Consider the following 26,443-nt stretch of genomic DNA (forward strand, 5'->3'; position numbering starts at 1 on the left):
GTCCGCAAGGCCCTGCCCGAGGCAACCGTCGTCGTGGACTGCTTCCACATCGTTCAGCTGGCCCAGCGCCACCTCGCCGACCTGCGCCGACGCCTCACCTGGAAGCAGCACGGGCGCCGGGCCCGCAAGGGCGACGCGATCTACACCGTCCGCCGGCTCCTGCGCCGCAACGAGGAAGACCTCTCCCCAGCCCAACTCACCTTCCTCGAAACCGAGTTGACGCAGATGGGAACCTATGGGCGGCAGATCCATGAGGCCTGGCGGGCCAAGGAACTCCTGCGCGATCTGCTCCGCCTCACCGCCAAGCACGCCCACATCCTCCCCGACCATTCCGCGATCTCCGCCGCCCGCTACCGCTTCCAGCGTTTCTGCGCAGACCGCACCCACCTGCCCGAACTGATCACCCTCGCCGAGACCGTCGACCAGTGGTGGGACGGCATCGAGGCCTACGTGATCACCGGAATCACCAACGCCGCGAGCGAGCCCGCGAGGCCGGCTACAACCCCGCCCTCCGCCAGCTCGGCAACCGCCTCGTCGGCATCCTCCACGGCTGCCTCAAAACCCGCACCCACTACGACGAAGCGACCGCCTGGTCGCAGCACGCACACACCCATTCCGCTTGACCTCAAACGACATGGGGTGTCTGACACGCCTACCCGGCGATCAAAGGCCGTTCACAAGAACCTGCACGTCACAGGCCATGGATGGGGTTTTCGGCACCCGCAGGCGCAGTGACTAACAAGGGCACACGCTGGTACAACAGCCCACGGTGGGAAGTGGCATTCGTCGCGATTCTTACGTTCTTCGCGATCACCGAGGGAGACAAAGTCACACGGATCTTGGTGACCGTGACGGCGGTCGGACAGGCCTTCGCTCTCGGACGGAGGTCCTCGAAGCGGAGCATCAGGCCATGACCTAAACGTGCCCGATCCGTGCCCGATCCGGCGGGACGTTGCGGGGAATCACGGGGAGCCGCAGCACCAGCCGCACTCCGACCCAGGTCAGGGACCTCCCAGGTCAGCCGCCGTCCGCATACGGGATCTTCCTAACTGGCTAAGCGGGTTCGATTCACGTCACCCACTCCACACGGTTCCGGGCAAGTCAGAGGGCCTCCCTCTGGCCCGAGTCTTGTCGCGCCGTGCTCTCACAGGCTGGCGTTCTCATGCGACATCCTCTGGCATCTCCTGCGACCAGTCCTCGATGTGCTTAGCGGTGACCGGCGTGACCAGCGTGCCCGCCGGGTGAGCGGAGGCGATGGTCCTAAACCTCGCCCGCCGAATGCGCCGGGGCTCACCCGGCAACGGTTCGCCTCCCTCGACTTGAACCACCTCACAGGTTGGCTCCCCAGGGCCGCCAAGGAGGTAGTTCCGGCCCGGCAGCAGTTCCTGCGCGGCGACGGAGACCGAAAAGTTCTTTGAGCGCATGGACCCGATCGGCTCCGTCAGCGTCATCATCGGTGCCCCCGGCTCGGCGCTGATCAGGTAGCCGCCGCGGGCGGACTCGTCGTCGTCCTCATCGTCGTCAACCGGAGCGTAGCCGATGCGCTTGGCTGGGCGGTTGGGCCGCTTCAGGAACCTCATGGTTCATTCTCCCCGCGCACATCACGACCGACCAAGACCCGGGTAGAGCTGGGTCTGGCAGCGACTGGTGCGAGGGTTGTGGAATACACAGCCGCAGGCAGCAGCTACGCACGATCAGTTGTGACTACACACCCCAGGTCTACAGCGCAACGCCAGGCTGGTTCTATTGGTGATGCCGTACCCGCTCCACCCGGGCCGTCTCTGGGCCCCGGTAGCACGCTAGCCGGGCGCGAGCGGCGTGCAGCTCGCGCTCTAGAACGTCGTCTAACGGCGGCTCTCCGGCAACCTTAAGAACCTCCTTGTAGCCTTCAGCCACCATGCCGTCATCGGTGTGCACCGCCAGAGCGGTTAGCGGCGGCTCGCCGCGGCGGTAACGGTGCCGAGGAAGACAGAGCCGCCCTTGTCGTAGCGGGTGGCGACTGCCCGCGACTGCTGGAGGTGTCTGGGGGTCCTCAACTGATGGGCTTCTCCCAGACCGAGACATGCTGGGCACTGTCCTCGGCGAAGGGCTTTCGCGTCCATCCCTCCCAGCGATCGCGTAGCCGTAGTCCGGCGAGTCGGGCCATTAGATCCAGCTCGGCCGGCCACACGTATCGGAATGGCACCTCCCGATGCTCCCCGCGACCTTCGTCAGAGACCTCAATGTAGTGACAGGTCATCGCCTGGGTGGTGACGTCGTAGACGGAATAGGCCCATCTGGTCGGACTCGTGTGGAACGGGACGATGTTCTGCCCGGCCGGCAGCTTACGCAGCTCCGGCACCATGACCTCGACAACAAAGCAACCTCCGGGTTCTAGGTGCTCAGCGACGTTGCGGAAGCAGGCGACCTGGGCCTTCTGGCTGGTCAGGTTCATGATGGTGTTGTAAACGAGGTAGGCGAGAGAGAAGGCCCCATCGGCCTTGGTGTCCACCGTGGTGGTGGCGAAGTCCCCGATCGACACAGCAACCGCATCACCCCCGGGCTTGGCGCGCATGCGGGCCACCATCGCCCGGGACAGCTCGATGCCATGGACTGGAACGCCCCGCCGCGCGAGCGGCAACGCGATGCGCCCTGTCCCGACCCCCAGCTCCAGCGCCCTGCCGCCGTTAGCGAGTTCCGTCAGGACGCTGACCGTCGACTCGATAACGTCGTTCTGAAACAAGGGACTTGAGGACTGGTCGTACTGCTCTGCTACGCGCTCTCCGAAGTATCCATCCTCGTCAATCACCGGCGGACGGTACCGCAGCAGCAGCCGATGGCGCTGACTTTCTTTAGACCAGCCACGGCCCAGCTGGCCGACGCTCGAGGGGCCGCACGGGAACACACGTGCTGCACCAGATTGACAGGCTCCGCGGATCTGGCACACCTCTCGGGAGGAGCGGGCGACGTCGATGTGTGCCCCGCCGAACGCGGACGGGGCCGCGGTTCCCCCGCGGCCCCGCACTGAAAACGGTGTGCGTCAGGACGTGCTTACCGCGCCGTCGTCGTGGTGCCGCTGGACCATAGGGCGCCGCCCTTGCCGGTGCCGCCGCTGCTCTTGTAGACGACCAGGTTGCCGTCGTTCTGCATCACGGCGTACGCCCCGGAGTTGTGGTCGGTGCGGCTGGACCATAGGGCGCCGCCCTTGCCGGTGCCGCCGGTGCTCTTGTAGACGACGAAGTTGCCGTCCGTCTGCATCACGGCGTACGCGCCCGGCTTGCCGTAGGTCCGGCTCGACCAGATGGCGGCGCCGTCACGTCGGCGGTACATCACCAGGTTGCCGTCGGTCTGCATGACCAGGCGGGTGTACGTGCCTTGCGTCCACCAGCCTGGCTTAAGGGTGGTGCCGGGGCTGATGCTCTGCGGCCGGGCGTAGGTGCCGCTTGCCCACCGAGGATAGTTGCCGGCCTGCGAGCAGACGATGACGTTGCCGTCGTCCTGCACAGTGGCGTACGCGCCTGGGAAGCCGTAGGTCCGGCTGGACCACAGGGCGCCGCCCGTGCTGGCGCCACCGCCGCTCTTGTAAACGACCAGATTACCGTCCGCCTGCATCTCCGCGTACGCGCCCGGGTTGCCGTTGGTCCTGGTCGACCAGACCACTTGGCCGGTGCCTTTGCCGGTCTTCAGGTATGCCACGAGGTTGCCGTCCGTCTGCATCGTCAGCGTCATCGTGGAGCTGCTCAGGCTGTGCCCCGGGGACAATTGCTGGCCGGGGTACATGAAGGCGCCTGCGGCGGGTGCGGGGGCCGAGGCGGGGACGTGCGGGTCGACGAGATGGATGTTCCTCTGGGAGTCCAGGTACGCGATGCCGCCGGCGTACTTGTCGACGGCCCATGTCACCCTGCGGTCGTCCGCGAACGGTCCGCTGGGCAGGTTCGCCAGGTCGGTGGTGGTGGCGGTGTCGGTGTGCAGATCGGTGAGGGTCAGTCTGTCCGCCGCCGTGTCGTGCTCGACGACGAATCCGTCGCCGAGTTGGGCGAGACCGGCGGGCACGGGGACATCCTTGCCGGTGGCCAGGTCCCACACGCCGGCAGGGCCCGACGTTCCGCACGACCAGTACACCCAGTGCTCGGCTGCCGCCTGCAGTTCGCTGGGCACGCACGGCGCGCCGGTCGCGACGGTCTGAACGGTGCGCTGGGTGGTCAGGTCAATCTGGGTGAGCGAGCCGGCGGTGGAGCCGGGGACCCACACCGTGCTGCCGGACAGCGCGGCCGCGGAGAGCGGACGGCTGAACAGTATGTGGCTGTTGCCGCCCGCGTAGGCGTCACCGATGTACTGCTTCTTCGTGGAGCCGCCGTTGTAGACCACGTAGGGGCCCGCGGAGTCGACGAGGGTGCCGCCGGTGGCACCGGGAGTCACCAGAATGGCGCCGCCGTTGGGGTTCTGCACGGTGACCGCGTCGCCCTGGGAGTTGGCGTCAGGCCAAAGCTGCGAGACGTTTCCGTCGCCGGTGGCGACCGGCGGGTGGCAGGTCGCCGCTGTATCGCAGTGGGTGGGCGCAAACGGCTGGCCGAAGCTTTGCTCGGCGCCGTAGGTGGGCGGGGAACCGAGCTGGACGGTCCGGTCGTTGACGTAGTCCTGGCCGGTCGACCAGCGCGGGACCGTGTACAGCTTCCCGCCGCCGAAAGCCAGGCCGTCGAGGGGAACGGGCACGCCCGGGTCGGAGTCCACGGCGGTCGCCGTCGGGGTACCGTCCGGTGCTGCGGTGACCAGGCGGGCTGCCCAGTCGGTGATCGACGAGCCGCCCAGTGCGACGGCTCCGCCGGGCTCCTGCTGAAGGGTGTTGAAGTTGGCGTGGTCCAGGACCGGGGTCACGGTGGTGGAACCGGACAGCGGCATCGCGTACAGCGGGTAGCCGAGTGTGTCGTCGCCGTTCCACGGACCGGTGTGCGTCACGGCGTAGGTGATCAGCAACGAGTCGCTGGCGAATCCCACTTGGCGCAGATTGCTGGTGTACGCGCTGCCCAGAGGCGCCGGCGGGACTTGGACGATGTTCTCCGCGACGCCGGGGGCTGAGCGGGGCACCAGGTGGACCTGCGCCGCCGATCCCGTCGTGTAGGGCGGGTACCACGCGATGTACTTGCCTGACAGAACGACGCGGGCGCCGGAGGCGACAGGCCCCATGACTGGTGTCACGTCACCGGACGCCAGGTCGACCAGCGCGAGCCGGTTGTCGCTGGTGCCGCCGGTGCTGTCGGTGTAGCGGATCACCACCGAGTCGGCGTCCCCGGCGACGACCGTGGCCTGGGGTGTGGCACCGGCGGGCCAACCGGTGACCGGCGTGTCGGTCTGCCGGCCGCCCGTCACACCGAGCACATGAAAAGCGGTGACGCTGCCGTCCGCGGCCTTGGTAACCGTCAGCACGCGCGAGCCGAAGGTACCGACGTAACTCTGACCGGCGCCGGGGGTGATCGTGGCGGTCGTACCGGAGTCCATGTCGTGCAGTTGGAATCCGTCGGCCGACGGGGTCGCCACGACGTCGGAGCCCGCGCCCCAGACCCCGGGTATCCCGTTGTTCCTGACCCCGGGCACCGGGATGTCCGGTCCGCCCGCGTACCTCGTCCACACAAAGGTGGACTGCGTGTCGGACTGGTGCAGGAAGCCACCCGTGCCTGCGAAGACGATGAGGTCCTTGGGCGGGGTGTTCTGCAGAGCGGCCGGGATGACCGTCTCCGTGGGGGTATCGGCCGAGGCCATCCCCGCGGTCAGCGGCAGGACCCCCAAAGCGAGGGCGAACGTCGCGGCGACCGCGATACATCCGCTCCTCAGGGTGTGTTGGGCCACCCATTCCTCCTTCAAGGTGGGAAGGCACGGGTGGCGCCCGGCCGACGACCGACCGGCTATGCCGCACTGGTTATTGAAACCCCGCTGTCCCCAGCGGTTCCCAAGCCCCCGGTCACTATGGCCCATGCGAGACCGAGGCTAGCGCACCCGGATCTACTGGGGAACAGGCGTCCGAGCCGAAACGGAGCCCGCATCACCGAGCTTCCGTGTGCCTCGTCGTCGTGCCTGACTTCACGTCCGTCGACGTTCGCCGACTGGTTCCCACGCCAGGGTGAACACGCCATCGCCGCAGCGCACCGCGCAGCGTTCGGCCTGCTGGATCCGCAGCGGCCACAGCTCCTTGTCCGCCCACGCGCGCAACCGCTCCTGCAGCTCGGCAGCCTGTGCTGCGCCGGCGGACGGCCTGTCGTTCCCGGCATGGTCGGCGCCGGGCACCAGGATGGTCTGCTCCGCCCCCAGCAGATACCCGAGAGTGGTGTCGATGAGCTTGGACGGGTCGCCCAACTCACCTCGTTCCAGGCCGTGGTGGTCGCCGGTGACGGCGGCGAGCGGTTGTTGTCGTACGTGGCGAGCAGCTTGTACGCGGCCAGGCACCGCATGTCGGCAGCGGGCACCCACGATCCGGCGAGTTCCGGGAAGGCCCGGCTGTTCGCGGGCCGATCCGGATCGGCCATGACGGGCTTGTAGTTGAGCCAGCTCCAGGCGTCGATGACCAGCGTGCGCATCCGCACAGAGCCCTCCAAAGCGTCGAGCCCCGCGCCCCGCGCCGACCAGGATACGGCCCGGCCACGCCCCGGGGCGTCTGGGAGCATGGCGGGCATGAGCCTTCCCGAGCCGCCGAGCGAGCCGCCCGTCTCCGCAGGCGCAGGAGTCGCGCGTGGACGTCGGGGCCGAAGCCGCGGGTGAAGGTGTACGGGCGACAGCTGCAATCGAGTTGGCAGAGGCAGGGTCAAGTACGTTCCGTGGTGTAGGACTGACTGCTCAGTCCCACCAGCCGTCGCCCGCCTGCCAGCGCTGAACCCGCTCCACGAAGCCAACTGCATCAGGGCCGGGGTATGGGTGGCGCCGACATCCGCCACGAGCCAGATCTGCCCGCGTTGCAGCCCCGTGACAACCAACAGCCAGTACATCGGCCCGTCTTCCGCCCCAAGGACGATCGAGCCGTAGTTGTAGACGGCATCGGAGCGTTCTTCGACGTCCCCCTCCGCGTTGTCCTCGTCCTCCCAGGCCCAGGCTGCCTCCAGCGGAAACGGCGCGGTTACATCCCGATCGCCGAGGTCAGGCCAACCAGGAGGGAGCCAGCCGAGCGGGAGGAGACCGCCGTCTTCGGCTGGGCCGAGCGAGGAGCCGTTGGCGATCTCAGCCACGAAGCTGCGGTAGGGCTCAGGCACGCGGCGAAAGTGGACCGCGACAGTGCGGGCCGACCATATGATCCAAGCCGCCGATGTCCCCTACTGCCATAGCGCATGCCCGCGAGAAGGTAGGTCTCCCACCATGACAAGACCCGACTACAAGGCCCCCCGGCTCCTCGCCCGTTTCGCCCAAGGCGCGATAACAGCCGTGGCCGTCGCTGACGTGTTTCGAGGGGTGGCAGTCAGCGCTCGCGTCGCGCATCCCACGGACGCGTTGGGGAGGGAGTCGGGATTCGCCTCGATGATCCTCCTTTACGCGATGACGCTGGCGATCGTGTTCTTCCTCGTGTGGCTGAGCCGATGCCGACGGAACGCGGAGTACCTCTTCGGCGCTTCCGTGGCGCCCGGTGGCTGGGCCGTCGTCGTGTGGTTCATACCGGTGATCAACTGGTGGGTTCCCCGACAAATTGTTCTGGACATCGAACGCGCGAGCTCCGGCACATCGCAGAAGGGGGGCGACACGGTCCTGGTGAACATCTGGTGGGTGGTCTGGGCTGCGCACTCGGCAGTGGTCTTGGTGTGGGACCTGATAGGCCGGGGCACCTCGACGCCCGTCATCGTGGTGTCGGAAGGGCTCGACATCGCCGCAGCGGTGCTGGCGATCTGCGTGATCGAACGCATCACTGCACTACAAGGCGCCGCGCTCCGCACCATGTCACCTGTCGAACCGCTCGCTCACGCTTGAGGGAGTAGATCGCTTCACGGGCATCTGGCGTGGTCCAGCGGACCGGCTCAGGCTTGGTCGATCTTGACTCATTCACTGCATGCGTCTTGACTAGGCCGTCTCTGGGCCGTGCGACGTCGACCGGCGGTGACAGATGCCACCCGAGGGTGACCACTCCCTCACCGCTCCGACCAGGGCAGCGCTAATCGATCTGCAACACTGGTACGACCATGCCTGCACCCAGAGTTCTGGCGTGCCCGCGGGCGGTCATGGCCACCGGACCGGTGAGTCCGCCCCATGACCCGCTCTGGCAGGCTGCGGGAGAGACGTGGGAGCGCCGCGGCCGAGCCGGGTAACACCGCAGGTCATGGGAAACCGGCAGGTCACGAGCGGCAAAGTCGACGGAACGCCTCTTCCAGTGCCGCCTCGTACCCGTCATCGACGATCTCGACTGCCAAATCTCTAGCCAAGAACTGTGCGGAAGCGTCGTGACAGGTGATCAAGAAGTGCCGATCCCACCCAAGCGCAACGCCTGGGAAGCTGTGCTGGTTGTACTCGGTGAGCCGGGCCGGCCAGGCCGAATTGAGAACCTCGTAGAAGCCGTAGACCAGGCCGTCAGCATCGCCGCGAGGATCGCGCGACCAAGCCTCGTCGTTGGGGTAGCCGAACACGGACTGGCGGCACTCGACCGCGGTCACAACCCTCTCTGACAGCTACCTGCCGGCGGACCCCACCGGGCGGACAGAATACCGGCCCGGCGAGCTGGCGCAGTGCGACCTGTGGTTCCCGCCGGTGCACATCCCGGTCGGCTACGGACAGTTCGGCTGCCCGCCGGTGCTGGTCATGGTGTCCGGGTACTCGCGGGTCATTGCGGCGCGGATGCTGCCCAGCCGGCGCACCGGCGACCTGATCGCCGGGCACTGGCGGCTGCTGTCCGGCTGGGGCGCGGTGCCCAGGATGCTGGTGTGGGACAACGAGTCCGGGATCGGGCAGGGCAGGCTGACCACCGAGTTCGCAGCGTTCGCGGGCCTGCTCGCGGTCAGGGTCTACTTGTGCCGCCCCCGTGATCCAGAGGCGAAGGGCCTGGTCGAGCGGGCCAATGGCTGCCTGGAGACGAGCTTCGTGCCCGGGCGCACGTTCACCGGCCCGGACGACTTCAACAGCCAGCTCCAGGACTGACTCAAGGTCGCCACCCGGCGCGTGCACCGCAGGATCCAGGCCCGCTTCGCCGACCGCTGGGAGGCCGACCGGGCGGCCATGCTCGCCCTGCCACCCGTCGGGCCCTCGCAGTGGTACCGCTTCCACACCCGCCTGGGCCGGGACCACTACATCCGCATCGACCTCAACGACTACTCGGTGCACCCCCGCGCGATCGGCACGCGGATCCAGGTCTCCTGCGACACCGACCAGATCCGCGTGACCACCGACCAGGGCGAGATCCTCGCGGAGCATCCGCGCTGCTGGGCCCGCCACCACACCATCACCGACCCCGGCCACCAGCAGGCCGCCGACGCCATGCGCGGCGACTTCATCCACGCCAGGGCCACCGCCGCGGCCACCGCCCGCACTGCCGCGGCCCTGGCCCCCGACGACCTGGGGGCGGCTGAGAATCACGAACGGTCAGCTGCCAGCCTTCTTCACGCCGCGGAACCGATTCCGGCAGACCCGCGACGTCAATGCGGCCGTCGAGTTCTACCTCGGTTTCACCTACGAGGGACCACGAGCCTGGGAGCCCACCTATCCGGGCGAGGTACCCGAAGCGCTGGCCAACGCGGCGCCACCTAAGGCGTTCGAGCTCTCGGGCGCCGCGACTCCGGCCACGCCCTCCTACCGAGCCCACCCGAGCACGACCACCGCAGCGCCGAACCGAGGCCGGATCCTGAGCCGCAACCGGACGCGTCCGAGGTCGCCCCAGCATCAACCGCCCCCCAGCCCTACCGGGTCGACCCGACGGTGCTGCGTACGCTCGCCGCACGTCGGCGCGATGGCAGCGACCCCGAGGACTTCAAGAAGGCCATCCTCACCCTAGTCCAGCAGGCCCACGGAGAAGGGCAACGGCTGAGCTCCCTGGACCTTGGCCAGGCACTGCAGACCCTGTTTGGGATGGACGCCTACAGCCGGTTCCGCAGGGAGAAGGGGAAGGGCAAGCTGAAGCCCGCCGTAGAAGCCCTCGGTTTCAGGACCACGCCAACTCGGCAAGGGTTCGACGTCGATCTTCCGTAGCACCGATCCTTCGCGATGGTCCGTCGCGTCACCCCCACTCCACCGCCCGCTACTTCGACACCCACTGGTTCATGAGCTACGGCAGCGACCGGTAACCGGCCGGGGCGCGTGGCTGACACACCCCGTGTTCATTGAGAGCCGCCGCCGAACCCCGGTGACGCACCGACCTCCCCGGCGCGGCGTAGGCGCCGTAGGCAGTAGTGCGCCGGGGGGTTGTGCCTACAGCTTGAGGGTGCAGGTGGCGCGGCCGCCGCTGGGGCCGAGGACGATGTTGATGGAGGCGGCGCTGTTGGGGGTCTCCGCCCGCGTGCGTCACGCCGACGGCCGCCCCGTACGATTAATCCAATGCCTGGGCGTAGCGCAGAGGCAGGCGCACCGCCTCCTCAAGGCGGACACGCCGGTTCGAATCCGGTCGTCCAGGCAGGCGAGTTCGGGGTCCCGTAGCGCAGAGGCAGGCGCACCTTCTTGGCAAGAAGGATACGCCGGTTCGAATCCGGCCGGGGCCACGGCGGCGGACACGCGAGGCAGGGGGAGCTGTGGACGACCAGCGGATCACCGACGAGGAGTTGGCTGCGTTCCACCGCACCATGGGCCGGCTCCGAGCTCTGCCCGCTGACGACCAGTTGCGTCTGCGGGCCGAGCAGGTCGCCGCGTCCTTCACACGGGACGGTCGGCAGCAGCGCAGGCGGGCCGGTGCCCGGCAGCGTGCCGCCGCGGAAGCTGCCGTGGTTGCCGCTACCGCGACCGGTGCCCCGGATCGCCGCGAGGATGCCGCACTGGCCGTACCAGCGGTCGCCGCCGAGACACCCGGCGACTTCCCGCGCCCTCGCCGCTGCTACGTCTGCAAGTCGCGATACCGGCAGGCCAACCCCTTCTACCACCTGCTGTGTCCGGCGTGCGCGACCGACAACACCGCACGCCGCTCGCTGACCACCGATCTTCGCGGCCGACGTGCCCTGCTGACCGGCGGCCGGGTGAAGATCGGCTTCCAACTGGCTCTGATGATGCTCAGAGACGGCGCCGAACTGCTGGTCACCAGCCGCTTCCCACAGGACGCCCTGCGGCGTTTCCGGGCCGCCGAGGGCAGCGGGGAGTGGCTGGACCGGCTGACGGTCGTCGCGATCGACCTGCGCGACCCGCTCCAGGTCCTCGGGCTGTGCGAGGAGTTGCGGGCGACCGGCGAGCCACTGGACATCCTTGTCAACAACGCGGCGCAGACGGTGAGGCGGCCACCCGCGTCGTACCGAATGCTGGCGGCCGGGGAGCAGGGACGGCTGCCGGCCGAGGTGGTCCGCGCGCCCGGTTACCGGCCGATGGACGCGGTGGCGATGTCCCAACCCGCGGGTCGGGAGGCCCTGGCCCTCGTACTGGACGACGGTGAGGCCCGCCCCAGGAGCCACCGCTGCCCGCTGGCGGCCAGGCCCGGGGCCGCCGTGGCCATCGGCCCCGGAACAGGAATCGATACCGACGAGGCCGGGTTGCTGCCGGACCACTCGCCGGCCAATTCCTGGTCGGCCCGGATCGGCGCGCTGGACCCGGCCGAAGTGCTTGAGACCCATTTGGTGAACGCCCTGGCTCCGGCACTGCTGGTCGACCGACTGCTGCCCCTGTTGCTGGCCGCACCCCGCTCCCGGCGCTACGTCGTCAACGTCACCGCGGTCGAGGGCCGGTTCGCGGTACGCCACAAAACATCCGGCCATCCGCATACGAACATGGCCAAAGCGGCGCTGAACATGCTGACCCGAACCAGTGGCCCCGAACTCGCCGCCCAAGGTGTCTACATGTGCAGCGTCGACACCGGCTGGATCACCGACGAGAACCCACAGCCGAAGAAGTCCCGGCTCGCCGCTCAGGGCTTCCGCACGCCGCTGGACGTCATCGACGGCGCGGCCCGTATCTACGATCCCATCGTGCGCGGAGAGGCGGGCGACCCGGTCGCGGGCATCTTCCTCAAGGACTACCGGGAAGCGGCGTGGTGACACCCGACGAACCGTTCGCCGCAGTGCAGCCGGTGACGCCCCGCTCCGTGGCAGAACTGGCCCCCCTCATCTCGTGGCCGCGGGCCGGAAGCACCGCCGACCGCCGCGTCGATTTCCCGGCCGGCACCGCGCTGCCCGACGGCCGTCTGGACCTGTGCAAACAGGCTGTGGGCCCGCAGGGCGCCGCACTGATCGCCGAAGCACTGCGCATCGGCGCCAGTCGCCGCCCCGCAGCCGATGACCGGCTTGGTCCCGTTCGTCATTTGTTGCTCGGCACCGACGGCCTCGGCGACGAGGGCGCCGCCACCGTCGCCCAGCAGACCGCCGGCACGTCAGTGGAGACGCTGTATCTCGGCTGCAACGCAATCACCGCCGGCGGCGCCTGCCGGATAGCCGACAGCGTCCGCGCCTCACAGCAGCCGGTGACCGGAATCTGGCTCAAACGCAATCCGCTCGGCACGGGTGGCGGGCATGCGGCCGCCCAGCTCATCAATGCTGCGGCCTCGTTGCGGACCCTCGACCTGGTACAGACCGGCCTGAACCCAGCGGGAGCGGCTGTCCTGGCTAAGGCGGTACTCGCCGCCGGAGCCGGCCGCCGGATCGAACGGATCTTCGTCAGCGGCAACCCTCTCGGCCGTCCGGGGGCAGCGCCGCTGGCCGCGCTGATCGCCGCCGGCGCGGTCGGCGAACTTTACGCCTCTGCCTGCCGGTTGGGCGACGACGGCACCCTGCTGCTGGCAGCCGCCCTTGAACAGGCACCGTACGGCAGCCTGCTGCGGCTCTCGGTCGCCAGCAACGGCATCGGCCCCCGGGCCGCCGAACGACTCGTCACCACCGCAGTAGGCGCGGGAGTCGAGCTGCTGGACCTCGGACGGGTGCGCGCCGCAGGCACGCTCGGCGCGCCCGACAACCAGATCGACACCGACGCGGCCACGGCCATCGGCCGAGCCCTCGCCGCGCGTGAACACCAACTCGCCCACCTCGTGCTGACCAACACCGGGATACGCAGCCGCGAGGCGCACCGCATCCTCAACACCGCGCCCGCCGCCCCCACCGCCACGCGCTTCGTGCTGGGCAAGGGCGTCGCCACCAGTATCCGCCGCCGCCTCGACGCCCTGAGCGCCCATCTGCCGATGCCCGCCACCGCCGCCGACATCGCCGCTGTCCGCAGCGTCTACCGCACCGCGCCACCCAAGGAACGCTGACACCCGCCCGAGCCGGACATCATCGCCGTCGCCCGGGCCACCCTCCTGGACCGCCGCTGCGAGGCGGGTCCCCGGCGAATGAAAGACACTGGCCCTTTCCTCCGACATCCGCGGACTCCAGACGACCCGCAAAGGGCGCGGATCCGGATCCGCTGCGCAAGGTCACACGGGTTCGATTCCCGTCATCCGCTCCAAAGAAAAGCCCCAGGTAGTTAGCCTGGGGCTCGTTTGTTGTCTGGACCAATTCAAAGACCCGCACCACTTGCGCACCACATCTGGCGGTCAAATGGCGCCGAGTAACAGGCCGCCAAGCCCTGTCGAACTGCGTGGTGTTCACCGCGGGCATCTGCACCATCGTGACCCGCACCTCCGTGCCGGAGCGCAGCAGCTCGCAGCGCAGCGACTTGTGCCACCCCTCGCTGGTACCGCTGGTAGGGACAGTGCGGCGCAACTGGGTGGGTGTGCGACGGCCGATCGAGGGCAGCCGCCCTCCCGAGAAGCGCCCGCGCAATACCGGGCTGCCTTTCTTGATATCGATCCGTGACAACAGGAAGCGGATCAAAATCACAAGGAAAAGCAAATCGGCGCCCCCGACTACCACGAGCAGGTCTGCGGCTACTACGGGGCGACCCCCCCATGCCTGCCCTGCCTCTCCGCGCGAAGCGTTGGCCGGGTCCGGGGCTGCCTGAGTGAGCGTCCCTGCCCGACCGGCAAAGGAGAGACCCTTGTTCGAGGGCTTCAGGCTGGCTGTAGCGGAGGTGGGTGAGATCCGGCTGCGCATGCGCTACGGGGGAAAGGGACCGGCAGTCCTGCTGCTGCACGGGCACCCGCGCACCCACACCACCTGGCACCGCGTCGCCCCCCTGCTGGCCGAGGCGGGATACACCGTGGTCTGCCCGGACCTACGGGGCTACGGCCAGTCGTCGAAGCCGCCGACAGACGCCGACCACCTCCCGTACTCCAAGCGCGCCATGGCCGGCGACTGCGTCACGCTGATGCGCTCCCTTGGTCACGAGCGCTTCGCGGTGGTCGGCCACGACCGGGGCGCCTATGTCGCCACCCGGCTGGCCATGGACCATCCGGATATGGTGCGCTCGCTCACCGTCCTGGATGCCGTGCCCATCGGCGAGGCACTGCGCCGCTGTGACGCCCGGTTCGCCGCCCGCTGGTGGCACTGGTTCTTCCTCGGGCAAAGCGATGAGACGGCTGAGCGTGTCATCAACGCCGATCCGGACGCCTGGTACAAGGCCGGTCCCGAATCAATGGGGCAGGAGGCCTACGAGGACTATCGGCGCGCGATCCACGACCCGGCAACCGTGCACGCCATGTGCGAGGACTACCGGGCCGGTCTGGGCCCCGACTACCGGCACGACGAAGCGGACCGGCACGCCGGGCGGCGGATCGGCTGCCCGGTGCAGGTGCTGTGGGCCACCCGCGATGACATGGCCGACCTCTACGGCGATGTCCTGGCCGTGTGGCGCGGGTGGGCGAATGACCTGCGTGGCGGTCCGGTCGAATCCGGTCATCACATCGCGGAAGAGGCCCCCGGGGACCGCGCAGCCCCGAAGGCCATGAGCCACCCGCCACGCACCCGATGACCTTGCGCCGGCTGACCCGCGGGCGGGCCGAGGGGCTGCGGGAGTGACTGGCGGACCTGTACGTGCGATCCTGCGCCACGGCGCCCGGTGGGGAGTCCCGCAGCCGGGGGAAATTCCTGCGCCGTCCCGATGCGCCTGCGGAACGAGGTCGTCGGCGCACTCAACCTCTTCCCCTCCGAGCCCGGCCCCTTCGACCCGGTCGACGCACCCATCGCGCAGGCCCTGGCCGACGTCGCCACCATCAGCCTCCTGCAACAACGCTCCACCCCCCGCAGCAACGTCCTCAACGAGCAACTGCAGTCCGCGCTCAACAGCCGCGTACTGATCGAACAAGCCAAGGGAAAACTCGCTGAACGCCTCAACATCGACATGGAATCAGCCTTCACCGCGCTGCGCGGCTACGCCCGCGCACACAACCAGCGCCTCTCCGACCTCGCCCGCGCCTTCATCGACGGCACCGAACCCCTCACCGGCCTGATCGTCTGACCACCCACAACCCCACCCCCAGCACAGGACGCCATCACCCGCACACCGAAGGCCGTGCCGCCCGGCACCTGTTCAGACCAGGCGGGCAGGACTACCGTGAAGGGTGCAGCTCTGGCCCCCGGCAGCGTCGAAAGCCACCGCCTCCCCCCTGGAGGCACTCGATGCGCATCGACGCGGGAATCCGCCCCTCAACGGCCGGGCCCCTCCCGCACCCGCCGCCCGCCATGCGACCCCGGCCCGGCCGGTCCGATGCGCACACCACGGGCATGATTTCACTGCCCGTCGGCTCGGCACGCATCCGACGACAGGCAGTACCCATGTACGCGCTGCTCATCCCGGCTCTGACCCCCTTCGTCCTACTCGGCACCATCATGGGCCTGTCCTGGTTAGAGGACCACATCGTCCCGCCGGCCGAACACCCCGAAACTCCCGTCGAGCCGTCCCTCACACCAGCGGCGGCGGCCCCAGGCCCGGAAAGCACCAGTATTCCGGTCCGTTGACAGACACCGGTATCCGGCGTTCACTGACAACTACGGCGTAGGGCTATGCCGCTCCGGACTGTCCGGGCGACGCGCCCTCGTACCGTTTCGCCTGGACCCCGCGGAATGCAGGGAATTGCCCTGCAGACCTGTGAGAGGCCCGGCCGTGATCCTCTGGATCCTTCTCCTCCTGCTGGTCCTGGTGTTGTTCGGGGTCGGCTTCTCCGTGCACCTGCTGTGGATCGCCGCAGTCGTGCTGCTGATCCTCTGGCTCTTGGGGTTCATGCGCCACGGCCGCAGCAACAGTGGACGCCGCTCGGGTGCACGGCGGTCAGGCCGGCGCCGCCGATAGCGCGCACAGGGACCGGTCTCACCCGCGGGAACTGCGGCCCGTACCAACAGGATCACGCGCGGACATCGACCCACAGGCACGAGAGAGGCACCGTCATGAGCATCGCGAAGAAGATCAAGGCGAAGAAACAAGAACTCAAGGGCAGGATCAAGCAAGGAGCCGGCCGGACCACTGGCAACACGCGCCTGAAGACCGAAGGCAAGACCGACCGGGTCGCGGGCAACCTGAAGCAGTCGGGCGAGAAGGCCAAGGACGCCTTCAAGCGCTGACCCCCACAAGCTGGGTGCACACCTCCCCGTCACCCAAGTGGCCCACCCCGCACGGCACCCGGCTGGGTGGGCCCGGGCCAACGGCTCGGCAAGTCAGCCGCTGCCACCCTGCCCCGGTGACCGCGTCAGCGCCACCGACGTCAGCCCATTGCGATCACCATTCCCCAACTGCAGTGGCCAGGGCACCTTCCAAGGTGCGTCGCGGTGCACCGCTGCGACCGAAGGTCGCTTGCGGGTGGCTGACGATCCCGCTCGGCCTCCTCGGCGGTCCAATTCCTTGGTGCGTCGGCCGGAGCGTATGTGAGCGGACACCCGGGGCAGGCGCGGTTACGGTCAGGGTTGATCGCAGGACCTGTTTCACCCGGATGCGGGAGCCCGGACGCGGCGGATGCCAACCCGTGTTCACTCGTGCGAAAGCGACGGAAAGACGGTCTCACCTCATGGCGGATTTTCTCACCGACATCAAGACGCTCAGGGAACGAGCCCGCAACCAGATCGGCAGGGGTCCAGTGACCGACGCCTACGGCGCGGACCTGCCACGCGTCCTCCAGGTCCTCAACGAAGCCCTGGCCACCGAGATCGTCTGCGTGCTGCGCTACAAGCGCCACTACTACACGGCGACCGGCCTGTACTCCGAGCCCGTCGCGGCCGAGTTCCTGGAACACGCCCAGGAGGAGCAGACCCACGCGGACAAGCTCGCCCAGCGGATCGCCCAGTTGGGCGGCGAACCCGACTTCGACCCCGACACCCTGAGCAGTAGGTCGCACACACCGTACGACGCCAGCGGGGACCTGATCGAGATGATCAAGGAGGATCTGATCGCCGAACGGGTGGCGGTCGCCTCCTACACCGAGATCTGTCAATGGCTGGGCGACAAGGACCCGACGACACGCCGGGTGTTCGAGGAACTGCTCGCCCAGGAGGAAGAGCACGCAGATGACCTGCGGGGCCTGCTGGAACGGATTCCAAAAGACCGGCCCGTGGACTGAGCGAGATCGACAACATCTCCGTCGGTGGGCGGCTGGACGCGCCACTGACCAGGCTGGACCGCAAGATGTAGGTGCCGATGCCGACTGCGGACGGGGAACCACTGAACTGCACGGCGATGGAGCCGGGGACACGGCGCCAGGCGAAGTCGCCGCGCAGCGCGAACGCGACGCCGACGATTGGGTTCAGGGGGCACCGGATATTGCACCCATGAACACACCTCGATCCTCCAGCGCCCAGCTGCTCGCGGCCCGTCACTGCGCGTCCCGGTCGCGGCCTGTTACGTGGTTGCGGGTAGGTCGACGAGGCGACGGGGGATCTCGGTGTCCTCGCTGAAGTGGTAGCTGGCGCACACCCGGTGGTGCCCGTCAGCGATCTGCAGAGCGCGCCTGGGGCCTAGACCGCGCACCAACTGAATCGGTGACAGCGCCTTGCGCGCAGCGACTTTCTTCAGGTCCCTCGGACCTCGGAGCCATCTGCGGGGGAGCGGCAGGCGCGCCGCGCGCCGGACGTCCTTGGCGCGCGGCTAGACCGTGCAAGCCTGTTCCAGCCGCGCGGTGAGGACCTCCACAAGCGCCGGAACGCTGGTCAGCCGCACAAACGCGACGCCGACTCAGGCACTACGGAGTCTTACGGCTCAACGCGGTGAGCGTCGCACCTTTGTCAGGCGGGCGAAGTGAAGCCCCCGGAGGGCTGGTCATCGCTGTATCCGCAGACCCAGGCCAAGGCATCGTGGACCCCCTGGACATAGTCACGCGGGACCGTGCGCAGGGTCTGGTCCGCCAACTGCATCACGCTGGCGTCGATCTCCCCCGTGAGTTGCCCCAGGTTCGGAGTGCCGTGACGGTGAGAGCCGGTGACCGGAGCGGACGTGCCGCGGCCCAGCGCCCACACGTAGCCGGTCAAAGCACCTCGGGAGAACTGCGTCTGCGTCTGGGGCGCCGCCGCCACAGCCTCCAGCGCATCGTGCGCCCGCTCGACGTCGACCTGCGGTCGCACGCCAACCAGATCGGAGACTTTCCGGGATACGAGGGGGTCCGCCATACCAGGACGTCTAGCCGTTCTGCCGCCATACATGCCGGGCGGGGCCCGCGAATTCCAATGGTTGGTGGCCAGTTGCTCGCGCTAGCCGCTGTCATTTCCATGATCGGAAGGAATTCGGCCTACACGCCGGTACCGCGATGGTGCGCTTCGGACCCAATCTCGTGCCGCTCACTGCCCCACTTCATCATGATCGCGGTGTGTACCGTCGCACTGGACGGGGGACGTGTCGGGCCTTGGAAATCCAAGCAAAGGAGTTGCCATGTGGAATGACCTGTGGGTCGTTCAGGTCCCGGTTGCCGAGAAGGTCATCCGCACAGTTCTCGTCTACGCCCTGATCGTTGTGCTGTTTCGGCTGGGCGGGAAGCGGGGCCTGGCGAATCTGAACACCTTCGACATCGTGGTCATCTTCCTTCTGTCGAACGTCGTACAGAACGCGATCATCGGCACGGACAACAGTCTGCTCGGCGGCGTGATCGGTGCCACCACCCTGGTCGTGGTCAACTCCGCAGTGAACCGCTGGCTGGCCCGCGACGCCCGAGCGGAACGCCTGCTGGAGGGAACCGGCGCCACAGTCGTCGCCGACGGTCGAGTGGTACCCGGAGCGCTTCGGCGACTGGCCATGCGCTCCAGCGAGATCGAGCACGCGGTACGACTTCAATACGGCGCCGCCGTCAGCGACGTCGCCCTGGGCAGACTGGAACCGGACGGCCAACTGGTGATGACGCTCAAGGACACCCAGCAGAACGCCACCCGCGCTGACGTCCAAGCACTGGACGCACGGCTCGCGACGATCGAGGATCTTCTGGCCGCTCTGACGTCTGCTCCCGGTAGCGGTTCGACCGAACGTTGAGACCGGCAACAGACGCGACCACCCCAAAAGCCTCTGAATGCTGACACAGCCGACACTGAACAACCTCTGCGGAAGAGGGTGATCTGCCGCCTGTCATGGTCAACCTCGGCACCAAGGAAATATTGGATATCACTCCGCCTATGGTATTTGCTGGTGTAGTTGGTTCGCTAATGCTCGGAGCGCGTCATGATCATTGCTATCGGGCTCGTCATCCTGGTCGCCGCAGTAGCGGTCGCAGTGGCCGGCATTGCCACCAACGGGGGAAGCGCGCAGCCGCTGACGGGCGGGTTCACGGTATTCGGGCACCACATGACCGGTTCCACCGGCACGTTGTTCCTGTACGGCATCATCGTCGGCGGGGCGGCCATGCTCGGACGGGGTCTGCTCTTGGCCGGCGCACGCCGCGCCTCTCGCCGCGGCCGCGCCACGCGCCATGGTCTCAAGCAGTCGCATCGCGATCTGAGGCAGTCGCGCCGCGAGACTGACACCGTCGGCAAGGATCGCGACGACCTGATCGACCAACGCGACACCGCCCACGCGCAGACTGCGAGCGCACGAGAGAACGACTCACCCCCTGACGAGCGCCAGCCCACCCCGGCCGACCGTCACCGCCACAGGCTGCACCTGTTCGGGCACTGACCTGCCCCCGGTAGACCGAAGCCGTCGATAGGCGCGGACCGCTCACCAATCAGCCGCTCCTACTGACCCAACCGGCTCACCCGCCCGGCACCGGAGCAAACCACCAGCCGGGCCGCGCGCCTCTGCCGGGGTTCACGCGGCGGACGGCCACCCAGTTCGACGAGCAGCGGTACAAGAAGCGCAACACCGTCGAACGGGCCATCAACCAATCACGGTCTCCAACGCCGCCGCCGCAGGGGGCGTTCTCGTACAAGTCCTCGGCGCTGTCCTCCAGCGGAGGGGAGAGCACCGGTCGATCGCCCCGCCGGGTCTCCCGGGCCGCCGGCTCGGCCAGTATGACGAGGGATGGGTCCTCGCCGGATATAGCCGCCCCGCCGCCCGTGGTTGGTGCGCCCCGTGCAGCGCCCTGGAGTAGATCGCTGCGGGCCCGCGTGGATCAGTGCTTTCGGGGCAGGCCTTCTGACATGCGCGTCTAGCCCGCTGGGAAACCGGGCGGTGATGAGCACGGTCCGTCACCGCACTGAGCGGTGCTACTCGGCGTCGCGACGACCCTGGGCAAGGGATCGCAGCCGGCGCGAACCGAATCGGACGACAAGGTGGTATCCATGGCCGTTCCCCTGGCCGACAGACCGCGACGCATGCTGACGGTGCCCGGCGTCTACACGCCCCAGCACGACACGCACATTCTGATGCGGGCGATGTGCCGGGAAGACATCGGACCCGGCACGGATGTGCTGGACCTCGGTACCGGAAGCGGGGCGCTGGCCCTGTGCGCCGCCCGGATGGGCGCACGTGTGATGGCGGTCGACATATCGCGACGGGCGGTGCTGTGCGCCCGGATGAACGCGGCGCTGTCCGGCCAGCGCATCACCGCACGGCGCCGCGACCTGTCGGCCCCGGGGATGCGGTATGACCTGGTGGTCAGCAACCCGCCGTACGTCCCCGCGCCCGGAGACCGGCTGCCGCGCCACGGCGAGGCCCGTACCTGGGACGGTGGGCCCGACGGCCGGGCCGTCGTCGACCGGGTCTGCGCGTCCGCCGCTGCCGCGCTACGTCCCCGCGGAGTGCTGCTCATGGTTCATTCCGGTCTGTGCGGGCCGGAGACGACGATCCAGCGGCTGGGGCAGGCCGGACTCCGCGCGACGGTGTACGACCGCGAGCTCATACCTTTCGGGCCGGTGATGCGGTCGCGGCTGGCGTGGCTGCGCCGGCGAGGTCTGGTGGACGAGGGCCAGGACAAGGAGGAGCTGGTGGTCATCCGTGCCGAGCGGCCCTGAACGCCCCCGCCGGATCCGCCTCGACCGTAACGGGCCGATGCTGGTGGAGGGACCCGTGACCGTCACCGGCGACGACGGCGTGTCCGTCACCTCGCATCGCTTCGTGGTAGCGGTCTGCACCTGCCGCCGCAGCCGCTCCTACCCGTGGTGCGACACCAGCCACCGCCCCAGGACCCAAGGGCCCGCCAAGGCCGACGGCGGAGTCGGCACCGGGGCCGACGGCGACGACCGCTGCGGCGACTACAGCGACGACGAGACAGGCGGAGACCTTCGATGACCATGACCACGACCGAGTACCGCGAGGCACGCCGGGCAAGCCCCCCGCTGCCACCGCCGCGCGGCGAGTTGTCGGCCGCGGTCCTGTCGGCACTGCGCGGCGCCGACAGGACGCTGCCGGGACCGGCGGTGGTGACAGGCACCGACCCCTACGGCGACGATCTGCAGCTCGCGCTGTACGTGCTGTACGAACTGCATTACCAGGGCTTCGACGCGGTCGACGACGACCGCGAATGGGACCCTGAGCTGCTACGGCTGCGCGGCGCGCTCGAAAGCCACTTCCTGGCGGCGCTACGAAGCGGTACCCCGGCCGCCACGACCGCGGCCGAAGCCCTCGCGAGGCTCCTGGTCGAGCCGGTCACCGACGACGGCACCGGAGTGAGCCACTACCTGCAACACGAAGGCACCCTGTGGCAGTTGCGCGAGTACGCGGCGCTGCGCTCGCTGTACCACCTCAAGGAGGCGGACCCGCACGCCTGGGTCATCCCCCGGCTCCACGGGCGGGCGAAGGCGGCCATGGTGGCGGTGGAGTTCGACGAGTTCGGCGCCGGCCGCGCCGAGGACATCCACGCCCGGCTGTTCGCCAACTTAATGGACGACCTGCGGCTGGACCACTCCTACGGCCGGTATCTCGGCGCGGCTCCCGCCGAAGCGCTCGCGATCGTCAACCTGATGTCCCTGCTCGGCCTGCATCGCGCGCTGCGCGGCGCGCTGGTCGGCCACTTCGCCTCGGTCGAGGTGACCTCGTCGCCGGGGTCGCGCCGGCTGGCTCAGGCGATGCGCCGGACGGGAGCCGGACCGGCCGCGGAGAGGTTCTACGACGAGCATGTCGAGGCCGACGCCGTCCACGAACAGGTCGTACGGCATGAGGTGATCGCACCTCTGCTGGAGGCGGAACCGCACCTCGAACCCGATGTCGTCTTCGGCATCGAGGCCACCGCTCTCCTGGAGAACCGCCTCGGCAAGGTCCTGCTCGGCGCTTGGCGCGGGCGGCGCTCGGCCCTGCGGACCCCGCTGGCGGGGGGCGTTGTCCCGGACGACCGTCTGGACGACCGTCGCGCCGAGGTGCCCTCGCTCGCCGACGAGTGACGCGACTGTCGGACGAGCCAGGGCCCGTAAAGCCCGCTCCGCGACGCTCGTCCGTTGCCCGCTCAGTCCGCCGTGCCGTCGTCGCCGTGGCTGCGGACGAACTCCTTCATCTTGGCGACGGCGAAGCCCCAGCCCTGTTCAACGGTGGGTTTGGCGGGAACGGCCACCTCGTCAGGGTTGGTAAGCACATCAAGGAGGACGGGGCCAGGGGTGGCGAAGGCAGTCCGTACGGCATCCTCCAACTCCGCCGGGTCAGTTACGCGGATACCCGTGATGCCCATGGCGGTGGCGACCCCGGCGCGAAGTCGGGGTTGTCCAGGACGGTGCCGAACTCGGGAAGACCGGCCTGCTCCTGTTCGAGCTTGACCATGCCCAGGCGGCGGTTGTCGAAGACGACGAGCTTGACGGGCAGGGCGTGCGACTTGAGGGTCATCAAATCGCCGAGCAGCATGCTCAGACCGCCGTCGCCGCAGAACGCCACGACCTGCCGGTCCCGGTCAAGGCACTGGGCGCCCAGCGCTTGGGGCATGGCATTGGGCATCGAGCCGAGGTTGAACGAGCCCAGCAGCCGGCGCGAGCCGCGCATCTCGACGAACCGTGAAAGCCATACGGTGGCCATCCCGGTGTCGGACGTGAAGATCGCGTCCTCGGCGGCGGCCCGGTCCACCGCGGCGGCCAGCGCCTCGGGGCGGATGTCGTGCTGTCGGTTGTCGAGCGCCGAACGCAGCCGTCCGACCAGGCCCTTGTCGTGTCCCGGAGCGGCAAGCCGGGCCTGTCCCTCGCGCCAGGCGACGAAGCGCTCGCGGGCCCGCTCCAGGTGCCCGCGATCGCGGGCACCGTCCGACCCGGGCTGCTCGGCGGTCAGCCGGGCGAGCAGGTCGCGTACGGTCGCGCCCACGTCGCCGACCAGCCCGAGCTCCACCGGGACGCGGCGCCCGATGTGCGCGGCTTCGGTGTCCACCTGGATGACGGTGCGGCCCTGCGGATACCAGTCGCGGGCTGGGCGGTCCGCTCCCAGTTCGCGGTCGCCGATGTCGCCAGGCACCGTGAGGACGGCGACGCCCGACTCGGCGGAACCCTCCACGAGTACCAACATGCCGCCTGAGCAGGACGGATGATTAATCGGCACCCGCAAAGTCGGCGACGGGTACGCCGCGTCGGCGGGCGAGTTTCTCGCGGAGGCCTCCCAGGGCGCCCGCGGCGCGCGGAGCTGACGCCCACCATCCGGGCGACGGCGTCGTGGGAGGTGAAGCCCGGGCTGGGTGACGACCCCAGAAGCGGAATATTTGCTACCGCCAATGGCCGCGGAGACTTTCACTGGCCGATACCGGCCCAAAACAACCACGACCAACGATATGCTGAACTCATGTTCGAATGGCCTCACCGTGCCGGGGTAGAAGACCAGGGATGTCCACCAAGGATCACCTGCGCGAACAACGGACCCTCACCCCGAACGAACTGCTCCGCCGTCTCACCGCTGTGCTGCGGCACCCCTGGCGTTACCTGCGCACCATCGGAAGGCCGACCGCCCAGACCGCCAAGGTCACCGTGGCATGCGCGCTCTCCTGGCAACTCGCCTTATGGCTGCTCGGCTCCGACCACCACCCGGTACTGGCCCCACTGACCGCGCTGTTCACCGTCCAGCTGACCATCTACGGCACCCTGCGGCAGGCCGGCCGGCAGATCGCCGGCGTGCTGATCGGGGTGGCGGTCGCCCTCCTGTTCTTCCAGCAGTTCGGCGTGAACTGGCTCACCGTCGGCGGCGCGGTCGGGACCTGCCTGACCGCGGGCCGGCTGCTCCGACTCGGCGCCCAGGCGCACGAGGTCCCCACCACCGTGCTGCTGGTGGTCGGCTCCGGCGCGTCGTACGGCACGAGCCGGTTCCTGGACACCCTGATCGGGGCGGGGGTGGGCATCGCGGTGAACCTGCTGGTCTCCCCGAGCCACCTGCGGCGGGCGGGTCGCAGCGTCCGGTCCGCCAGCGACGCGCTGGCCACGACCGTACGCTCGATGGCGACCGGGCTGGCCGGCGAGTGGACCGCGGAACAGGCCCAGGACTGGCTCTCGCAGTCGCACCGGGCGGCGGCCGAACTGGACCTGGCCAGGTCCGAGGTGGGCGACGCCGCCGAGGGGGTACGGCTCAACCCGCGCCAGCTCAAGCGAGCGATCACCGCGACCCCGTTGGTGGAGGCGGTGCTCTGCCTCAGCCATGTCTGCGACCAGGTGCAGGCGATGGCCCGCGGGCTGTACGACCTGGCGGCCGGCGGCCGGGTCCTGCCCGGCCCGCCGTCGGAGGAAGCGGAGGAGGGCGAGGGGTCCGGGGCGGACGGCCGGTCCGGTCGGCGGGAGGTCCTGCTGCCGCTCGGGCACCTGCTGGCCCGCACCGGGGACTGCCTGGAGGCCTTCGGCCGGGTGCACACCGGCCGAGCCGACCTGGAGGAGCCGGTCAGGGCGCTGTGCGAGGCGATCGACTGGGCGCACGAACGGCACGCCGAGGCCGCCCGTGCCCTCACCCCGGGGCCCGACACCCCCGCGGCGCTTTGGCCGCTCTACGGCACCCTGCTCGACGAGGCGCACCGGATCCTGCGCGAGCTCGACCCCGAACATGGCCCGCACCGGCAGTCCATCCATCCGCAGCCGGACCGGATCCCGCTACCCCAACAATGACCAGCCGTCATGACGGGGAGGACAGCACTGACCATCCCCTCGTAGCGTAGAGGCCGTGACTGCAGGGGAAGTTGAGAGTCATGGCTGAGAAGAGGCGGAAGTTCGACGCGGAGTTCCGTGAGGGGGCTGTGCGGATCGTGGCCGAGACCGGCAAACCGATAGCGCAGGTCGCGAAGGATCTGGGGATCAACGACACCACACTGGCCAGCTGGGTGTCGCGGGCAAGGCAGGCCGGCGGAGACGGCACCATCGCCGAGAGCGAACGCGAGGAGCTGGCCCGGCTGCGCCGGCAGGAAACGGAGAAGAACAAGCGCATCAAAGAACTGGAGATGGAGCGCGATGTCCTCAAACGCTGCATGGTCCTGTGGGTGAAGTAGCTGAGCGAGACCCGGCGGTGCTCGTCGGGCTGATCAGCGACCAGAGGACCGAGCACAGCGTCCCGCATTCCGTCTGCTGCCGGGCACTCGGCGTGTCCGAGGCATGGTTTTACAAATGGCGCCGGCGCCCGGCCGAGCCGACGAAGCGCGAGGTCAGACGGGCAAAACTGGAGGAGCGGATCGTGCACTTCTTCACCGCGTCGGGCCAGACCTACGGATCGCCCAGGATCACCTTGGACCTGTGGGCCGAGGGCTGGCAGGTCTCGGTGAACACCGTCGCCGAGGTCGAGGTCATGGCCGACCTTGGCCTGCAGGGCCGAAAGCCACCGCGCAGACGCCGTTCAACTGACCCGGCAGGGTAAGCGCTGCGCGGCATCTGACCTGGTGAATCGTAGGTTCGACGACGTCGCGCCGGACGTACTGTGGGTCGGCGACATGACCGAGATCGAGACCGGCGAGGGCAAGCTTTACCACCGTGCTGGACCTGTTCTCGCGCCGCCTGCTCGGTTAGGCGATGGGAGCCCACCACGACGCGGCCCTGGTCGGGGCGTCGCTGCAGATGGCGGCCGCTACCCGGGGCGGCATGGTGGGCGGCGTGATCTTCCATTCCGACCGCGGCAGCGAGGGCGGATTCAACTGGTCGTCGCAACACCTCAATCGTGTGGAGGATGTTGTGGCGCAGGGAAGAGCTCGTGCGGCGATCTTGGCTGGTCGTCCGCCGCTTCGATCTCCTGGACGGCCCCCGGT

General features: G+C 68.8%; 27 protein-coding genes, 2 tRNA genes and 4 pseudogenes. 25 read left to right on the top strand and 8 right to left on the bottom strand.

Going from position 1 to position 26,443, the window contains the following annotated elements:
- Positions 1-33: 33 nt before the first annotated feature.
- Positions 34-423, top strand: a pseudogene (locus tag FCI23_RS64230) (transposase); the annotation flags it as partial.
- Between the two features lie 53 nt (positions 424-476).
- Positions 477-623 (top strand): annotated as a pseudogene (locus FCI23_RS64235) (IS110 family transposase); the annotation flags it as partial.
- 537 nt (positions 624-1,160) lie between these two features.
- Here the strand turns inward: FCI23_RS64235 and FCI23_RS44380 are convergent.
- The 5 genes and pseudogenes from FCI23_RS44380 to FCI23_RS44400 all read right to left on the bottom strand — a co-directional run bounded on the left by FCI23_RS44380 (position 1,161) and on the right by FCI23_RS44400 (position 6,417).
- Positions 1,161-1,580, bottom strand: a complete 420-nt coding sequence (locus tag FCI23_RS44380) for a hypothetical protein (RefSeq protein ID WP_136729724.1) — start codon at positions 1,578-1,580, stop codon at positions 1,161-1,163.
- A 348-nt stretch (positions 1,581-1,928) separates the two neighbouring features.
- Positions 1,929-2,033: pseudogene (locus tag FCI23_RS64240) on the bottom strand (IS5/IS1182 family transposase); the annotation flags it as partial.
- Positions 2,033-2,788, bottom strand: coding sequence for a class I SAM-dependent DNA methyltransferase (locus tag FCI23_RS44390; protein WP_136729726.1), 756 nt, complete (start codon positions 2,786-2,788; stop codon positions 2,033-2,035). The pseudogene FCI23_RS64240 and the gene FCI23_RS44390, both read right to left, overlap by 1 nt.
- Positions 2,789-3,030: 242 nt before the next feature.
- Entirely contained in the window at positions 3,031-5,823 is a 2,793-nt protein-coding gene (locus tag FCI23_RS44395; protein ID WP_136729727.1) for a hypothetical protein, read from the bottom strand.
- A gap of 231 nt (positions 5,824-6,054) precedes the next feature.
- Positions 6,055-6,417: a hypothetical protein gene (locus tag FCI23_RS44400; protein WP_136729728.1), complete on the bottom strand. Its 363-nt coding sequence runs from the start codon at positions 6,415-6,417 to the stop codon at positions 6,055-6,057.
- Positions 6,418-7,383: 966 nt separating this feature from the next.
- Between FCI23_RS44400 and FCI23_RS44405 the strand changes: the two genes are divergently transcribed.
- Positions 7,384-7,920 carry a DUF4328 domain-containing protein gene (locus tag FCI23_RS44405; RefSeq protein ID WP_246144658.1) on the top strand — a complete coding sequence of 179 codons (537 nt, stop codon included), beginning with the start codon at positions 7,384-7,386 and terminating at the stop codon, positions 7,918-7,920.
- A gap of 362 nt (positions 7,921-8,282) precedes the next feature.
- Here the strand turns inward: FCI23_RS44405 and FCI23_RS44410 are convergent, their stop codons facing one another.
- Positions 8,283-8,597 (bottom strand): hypothetical protein, encoded by a 315-nt coding sequence (locus tag FCI23_RS44410; RefSeq protein WP_136729730.1) that lies wholly within the window; start codon positions 8,595-8,597, stop codon positions 8,283-8,285.
- A gap of 19 nt (positions 8,598-8,616) precedes the next feature.
- Between FCI23_RS44410 and FCI23_RS61215 the strand changes: the two genes are divergently transcribed.
- The 13 genes from FCI23_RS61215 (at position 8,617) to FCI23_RS44475 (ending at position 17,479) form a co-directional block, all read left to right on the top strand.
- A complete protein-coding gene (locus FCI23_RS61215) occupies positions 8,617-9,078 on the top strand; it encodes a DDE-type integrase/transposase/recombinase (protein WP_265737824.1) in 462 nt (153 codons plus the stop codon).
- Positions 9,079-9,099: 21 nt separating this feature from the next.
- On the top strand, positions 9,100-9,684 hold the full coding sequence (locus tag FCI23_RS61220; protein ID WP_246144660.1) for a Mu transposase domain-containing protein: 585 nt from the start codon (positions 9,100-9,102) through the stop codon (positions 9,682-9,684).
- Between the two features lie 168 nt (positions 9,685-9,852).
- On the top strand, positions 9,853-10,122 hold the full coding sequence (locus tag FCI23_RS44420; RefSeq protein WP_136729731.1) for a hypothetical protein: 270 nt from the start codon (positions 9,853-9,855) through the stop codon (positions 10,120-10,122).
- Between the two features lie 349 nt (positions 10,123-10,471).
- Positions 10,472-10,543, top strand: a tRNA-Glu gene (locus tag FCI23_RS44425).
- 13 nt (positions 10,544-10,556) lie between these two features.
- Positions 10,557-10,628 (top strand) — tRNA-Ala (locus tag FCI23_RS44430).
- 81 nt (positions 10,629-10,709) lie between these two features.
- A complete protein-coding gene (locus FCI23_RS44435) occupies positions 10,710-12,101 on the top strand; it encodes an SDR family NAD(P)-dependent oxidoreductase (protein ID WP_136729745.1) in 1,392 nt (463 codons plus the stop codon).
- The gene (locus FCI23_RS44440; RefSeq protein ID WP_246144661.1) at positions 12,098-13,306 is read left to right on the top strand and encodes a leucine-rich repeat domain-containing protein; all 1,209 of its coding nucleotides are present in this window, start codon (positions 12,098-12,100) and stop codon (positions 13,304-13,306) included. The genes FCI23_RS44435 and FCI23_RS44440 overlap by 4 nt, the downstream gene beginning before the upstream one ends.
- A 725-nt stretch (positions 13,307-14,031) precedes the next feature.
- Entirely contained in the window at positions 14,032-14,904 is an 873-nt protein-coding gene (locus FCI23_RS44450; protein WP_407646121.1) for an alpha/beta fold hydrolase, read from the top strand.
- 129 nt (positions 14,905-15,033) lie between these two features.
- Complete coding sequence (locus tag FCI23_RS44455) at positions 15,034-15,390, top strand: ANTAR domain-containing protein (RefSeq protein ID WP_136729733.1); 357 nt, start codon at positions 15,034-15,036, stop codon at positions 15,388-15,390.
- Positions 15,391-15,656: 266 nt separating this feature from the next.
- Complete coding sequence (locus tag FCI23_RS44460; protein ID WP_136729734.1) at positions 15,657-15,890, top strand: hypothetical protein; 234 nt, start codon at positions 15,657-15,659, stop codon at positions 15,888-15,890.
- A gap of 145 nt (positions 15,891-16,035) precedes the next feature.
- Positions 16,036-16,221: a DUF5670 family protein gene (locus tag FCI23_RS44465; RefSeq protein WP_136729735.1), complete on the top strand. Its 186-nt coding sequence runs from the start codon at positions 16,036-16,038 to the stop codon at positions 16,219-16,221.
- Between the two features lie 95 nt (positions 16,222-16,316).
- Positions 16,317-16,490, top strand: coding sequence for a CsbD family protein (locus FCI23_RS44470; protein ID WP_136729736.1), 174 nt, complete (start codon positions 16,317-16,319; stop codon positions 16,488-16,490).
- 440 nt (positions 16,491-16,930) lie between these two features.
- Entirely contained in the window at positions 16,931-17,479 is a 549-nt protein-coding gene (locus tag FCI23_RS44475; protein ID WP_136729737.1) for a ferritin-like domain-containing protein, read from the top strand.
- A 661-nt stretch (positions 17,480-18,140) separates the two neighbouring features.
- On the opposite strand, the gene FCI23_RS44480 is transcribed toward FCI23_RS44475, so the two are convergent.
- Positions 18,141-18,476 carry a hypothetical protein gene (locus tag FCI23_RS44480; RefSeq protein ID WP_136729738.1) on the bottom strand — a complete coding sequence of 112 codons (336 nt, stop codon included), beginning with the start codon at positions 18,474-18,476 and terminating at the stop codon, positions 18,141-18,143.
- A 304-nt stretch (positions 18,477-18,780) separates the two neighbouring features.
- Between FCI23_RS44480 and FCI23_RS44485 the strand changes: the two genes are divergently transcribed.
- The 5 genes from FCI23_RS44485 (at position 18,781) to FCI23_RS44505 (ending at position 22,652) form a co-directional block, all read left to right on the top strand.
- Positions 18,781-19,371, top strand: a complete 591-nt coding sequence (locus FCI23_RS44485; protein WP_136729739.1) for a DUF421 domain-containing protein — start codon at positions 18,781-18,783, stop codon at positions 19,369-19,371.
- A 186-nt stretch (positions 19,372-19,557) separates the two neighbouring features.
- A complete protein-coding gene (locus FCI23_RS44490; protein WP_211265733.1) occupies positions 19,558-20,010 on the top strand; it encodes a hypothetical protein in 453 nt (150 codons plus the stop codon).
- Between the two features lie 605 nt (positions 20,011-20,615).
- Positions 20,616-21,287, top strand: a complete 672-nt coding sequence (locus tag FCI23_RS44495; protein ID WP_136729740.1) for a HemK2/MTQ2 family protein methyltransferase — start codon at positions 20,616-20,618, stop codon at positions 21,285-21,287.
- Entirely contained in the window at positions 21,271-21,564 is a 294-nt protein-coding gene (locus FCI23_RS44500; RefSeq protein ID WP_246144662.1) for a CDGSH iron-sulfur domain-containing protein, read from the top strand. The genes FCI23_RS44495 and FCI23_RS44500 overlap by 17 nt, the downstream gene beginning before the upstream one ends.
- On the top strand, positions 21,561-22,652 hold the full coding sequence (locus tag FCI23_RS44505) for an iron-containing redox enzyme family protein (RefSeq protein WP_136729741.1): 1,092 nt from the start codon (positions 21,561-21,563) through the stop codon (positions 22,650-22,652). Before FCI23_RS44500 ends, FCI23_RS44505 begins: the two co-directional genes overlap by 4 nt.
- A 62-nt stretch (positions 22,653-22,714) precedes the next feature.
- On the opposite strand, the pseudogene FCI23_RS64245 reads toward FCI23_RS44505, so the two are convergent.
- Positions 22,715-23,670, bottom strand: a pseudogene (locus FCI23_RS64245) (thiamine pyrophosphate-dependent enzyme); the annotation flags it as partial.
- Positions 23,671-24,059: 389 nt separating this feature from the next.
- Between FCI23_RS64245 and FCI23_RS44515 the strand changes: the two are divergent.
- The 4 genes from FCI23_RS44515 to FCI23_RS58795 all read left to right on the top strand — a co-directional run.
- A complete protein-coding gene (locus FCI23_RS44515) occupies positions 24,060-25,319 on the top strand; it encodes an FUSC family protein (protein WP_169317248.1) in 1,260 nt (419 codons plus the stop codon).
- 80 nt (positions 25,320-25,399) lie between these two features.
- Positions 25,400-25,696, top strand: a complete 297-nt coding sequence (locus FCI23_RS44520; RefSeq protein ID WP_136729743.1) for a transposase — start codon at positions 25,400-25,402, stop codon at positions 25,694-25,696.
- On the top strand, positions 25,684-26,058 hold the full coding sequence (locus tag FCI23_RS44525; RefSeq protein WP_169317249.1) for an IS3 family transposase: 375 nt from the start codon (positions 25,684-25,686) through the stop codon (positions 26,056-26,058). Before FCI23_RS44520 ends, FCI23_RS44525 begins: the two co-directional genes overlap by 13 nt.
- 152 nt (positions 26,059-26,210) lie before the next feature.
- A partial coding sequence (locus FCI23_RS58795) for a hypothetical protein (RefSeq protein WP_211265734.1) occupies positions 26,211-26,443 on the top strand: 233 nt, incomplete at its 3' end.

Source organism: Actinacidiphila oryziradicis (genome assembly GCF_005047355.1).
In the GTDB taxonomy this organism is placed as follows: Bacteria; Actinomycetota; Actinomycetes; order Streptomycetales; family Streptomycetaceae; genus Actinacidiphila; species Actinacidiphila oryziradicis.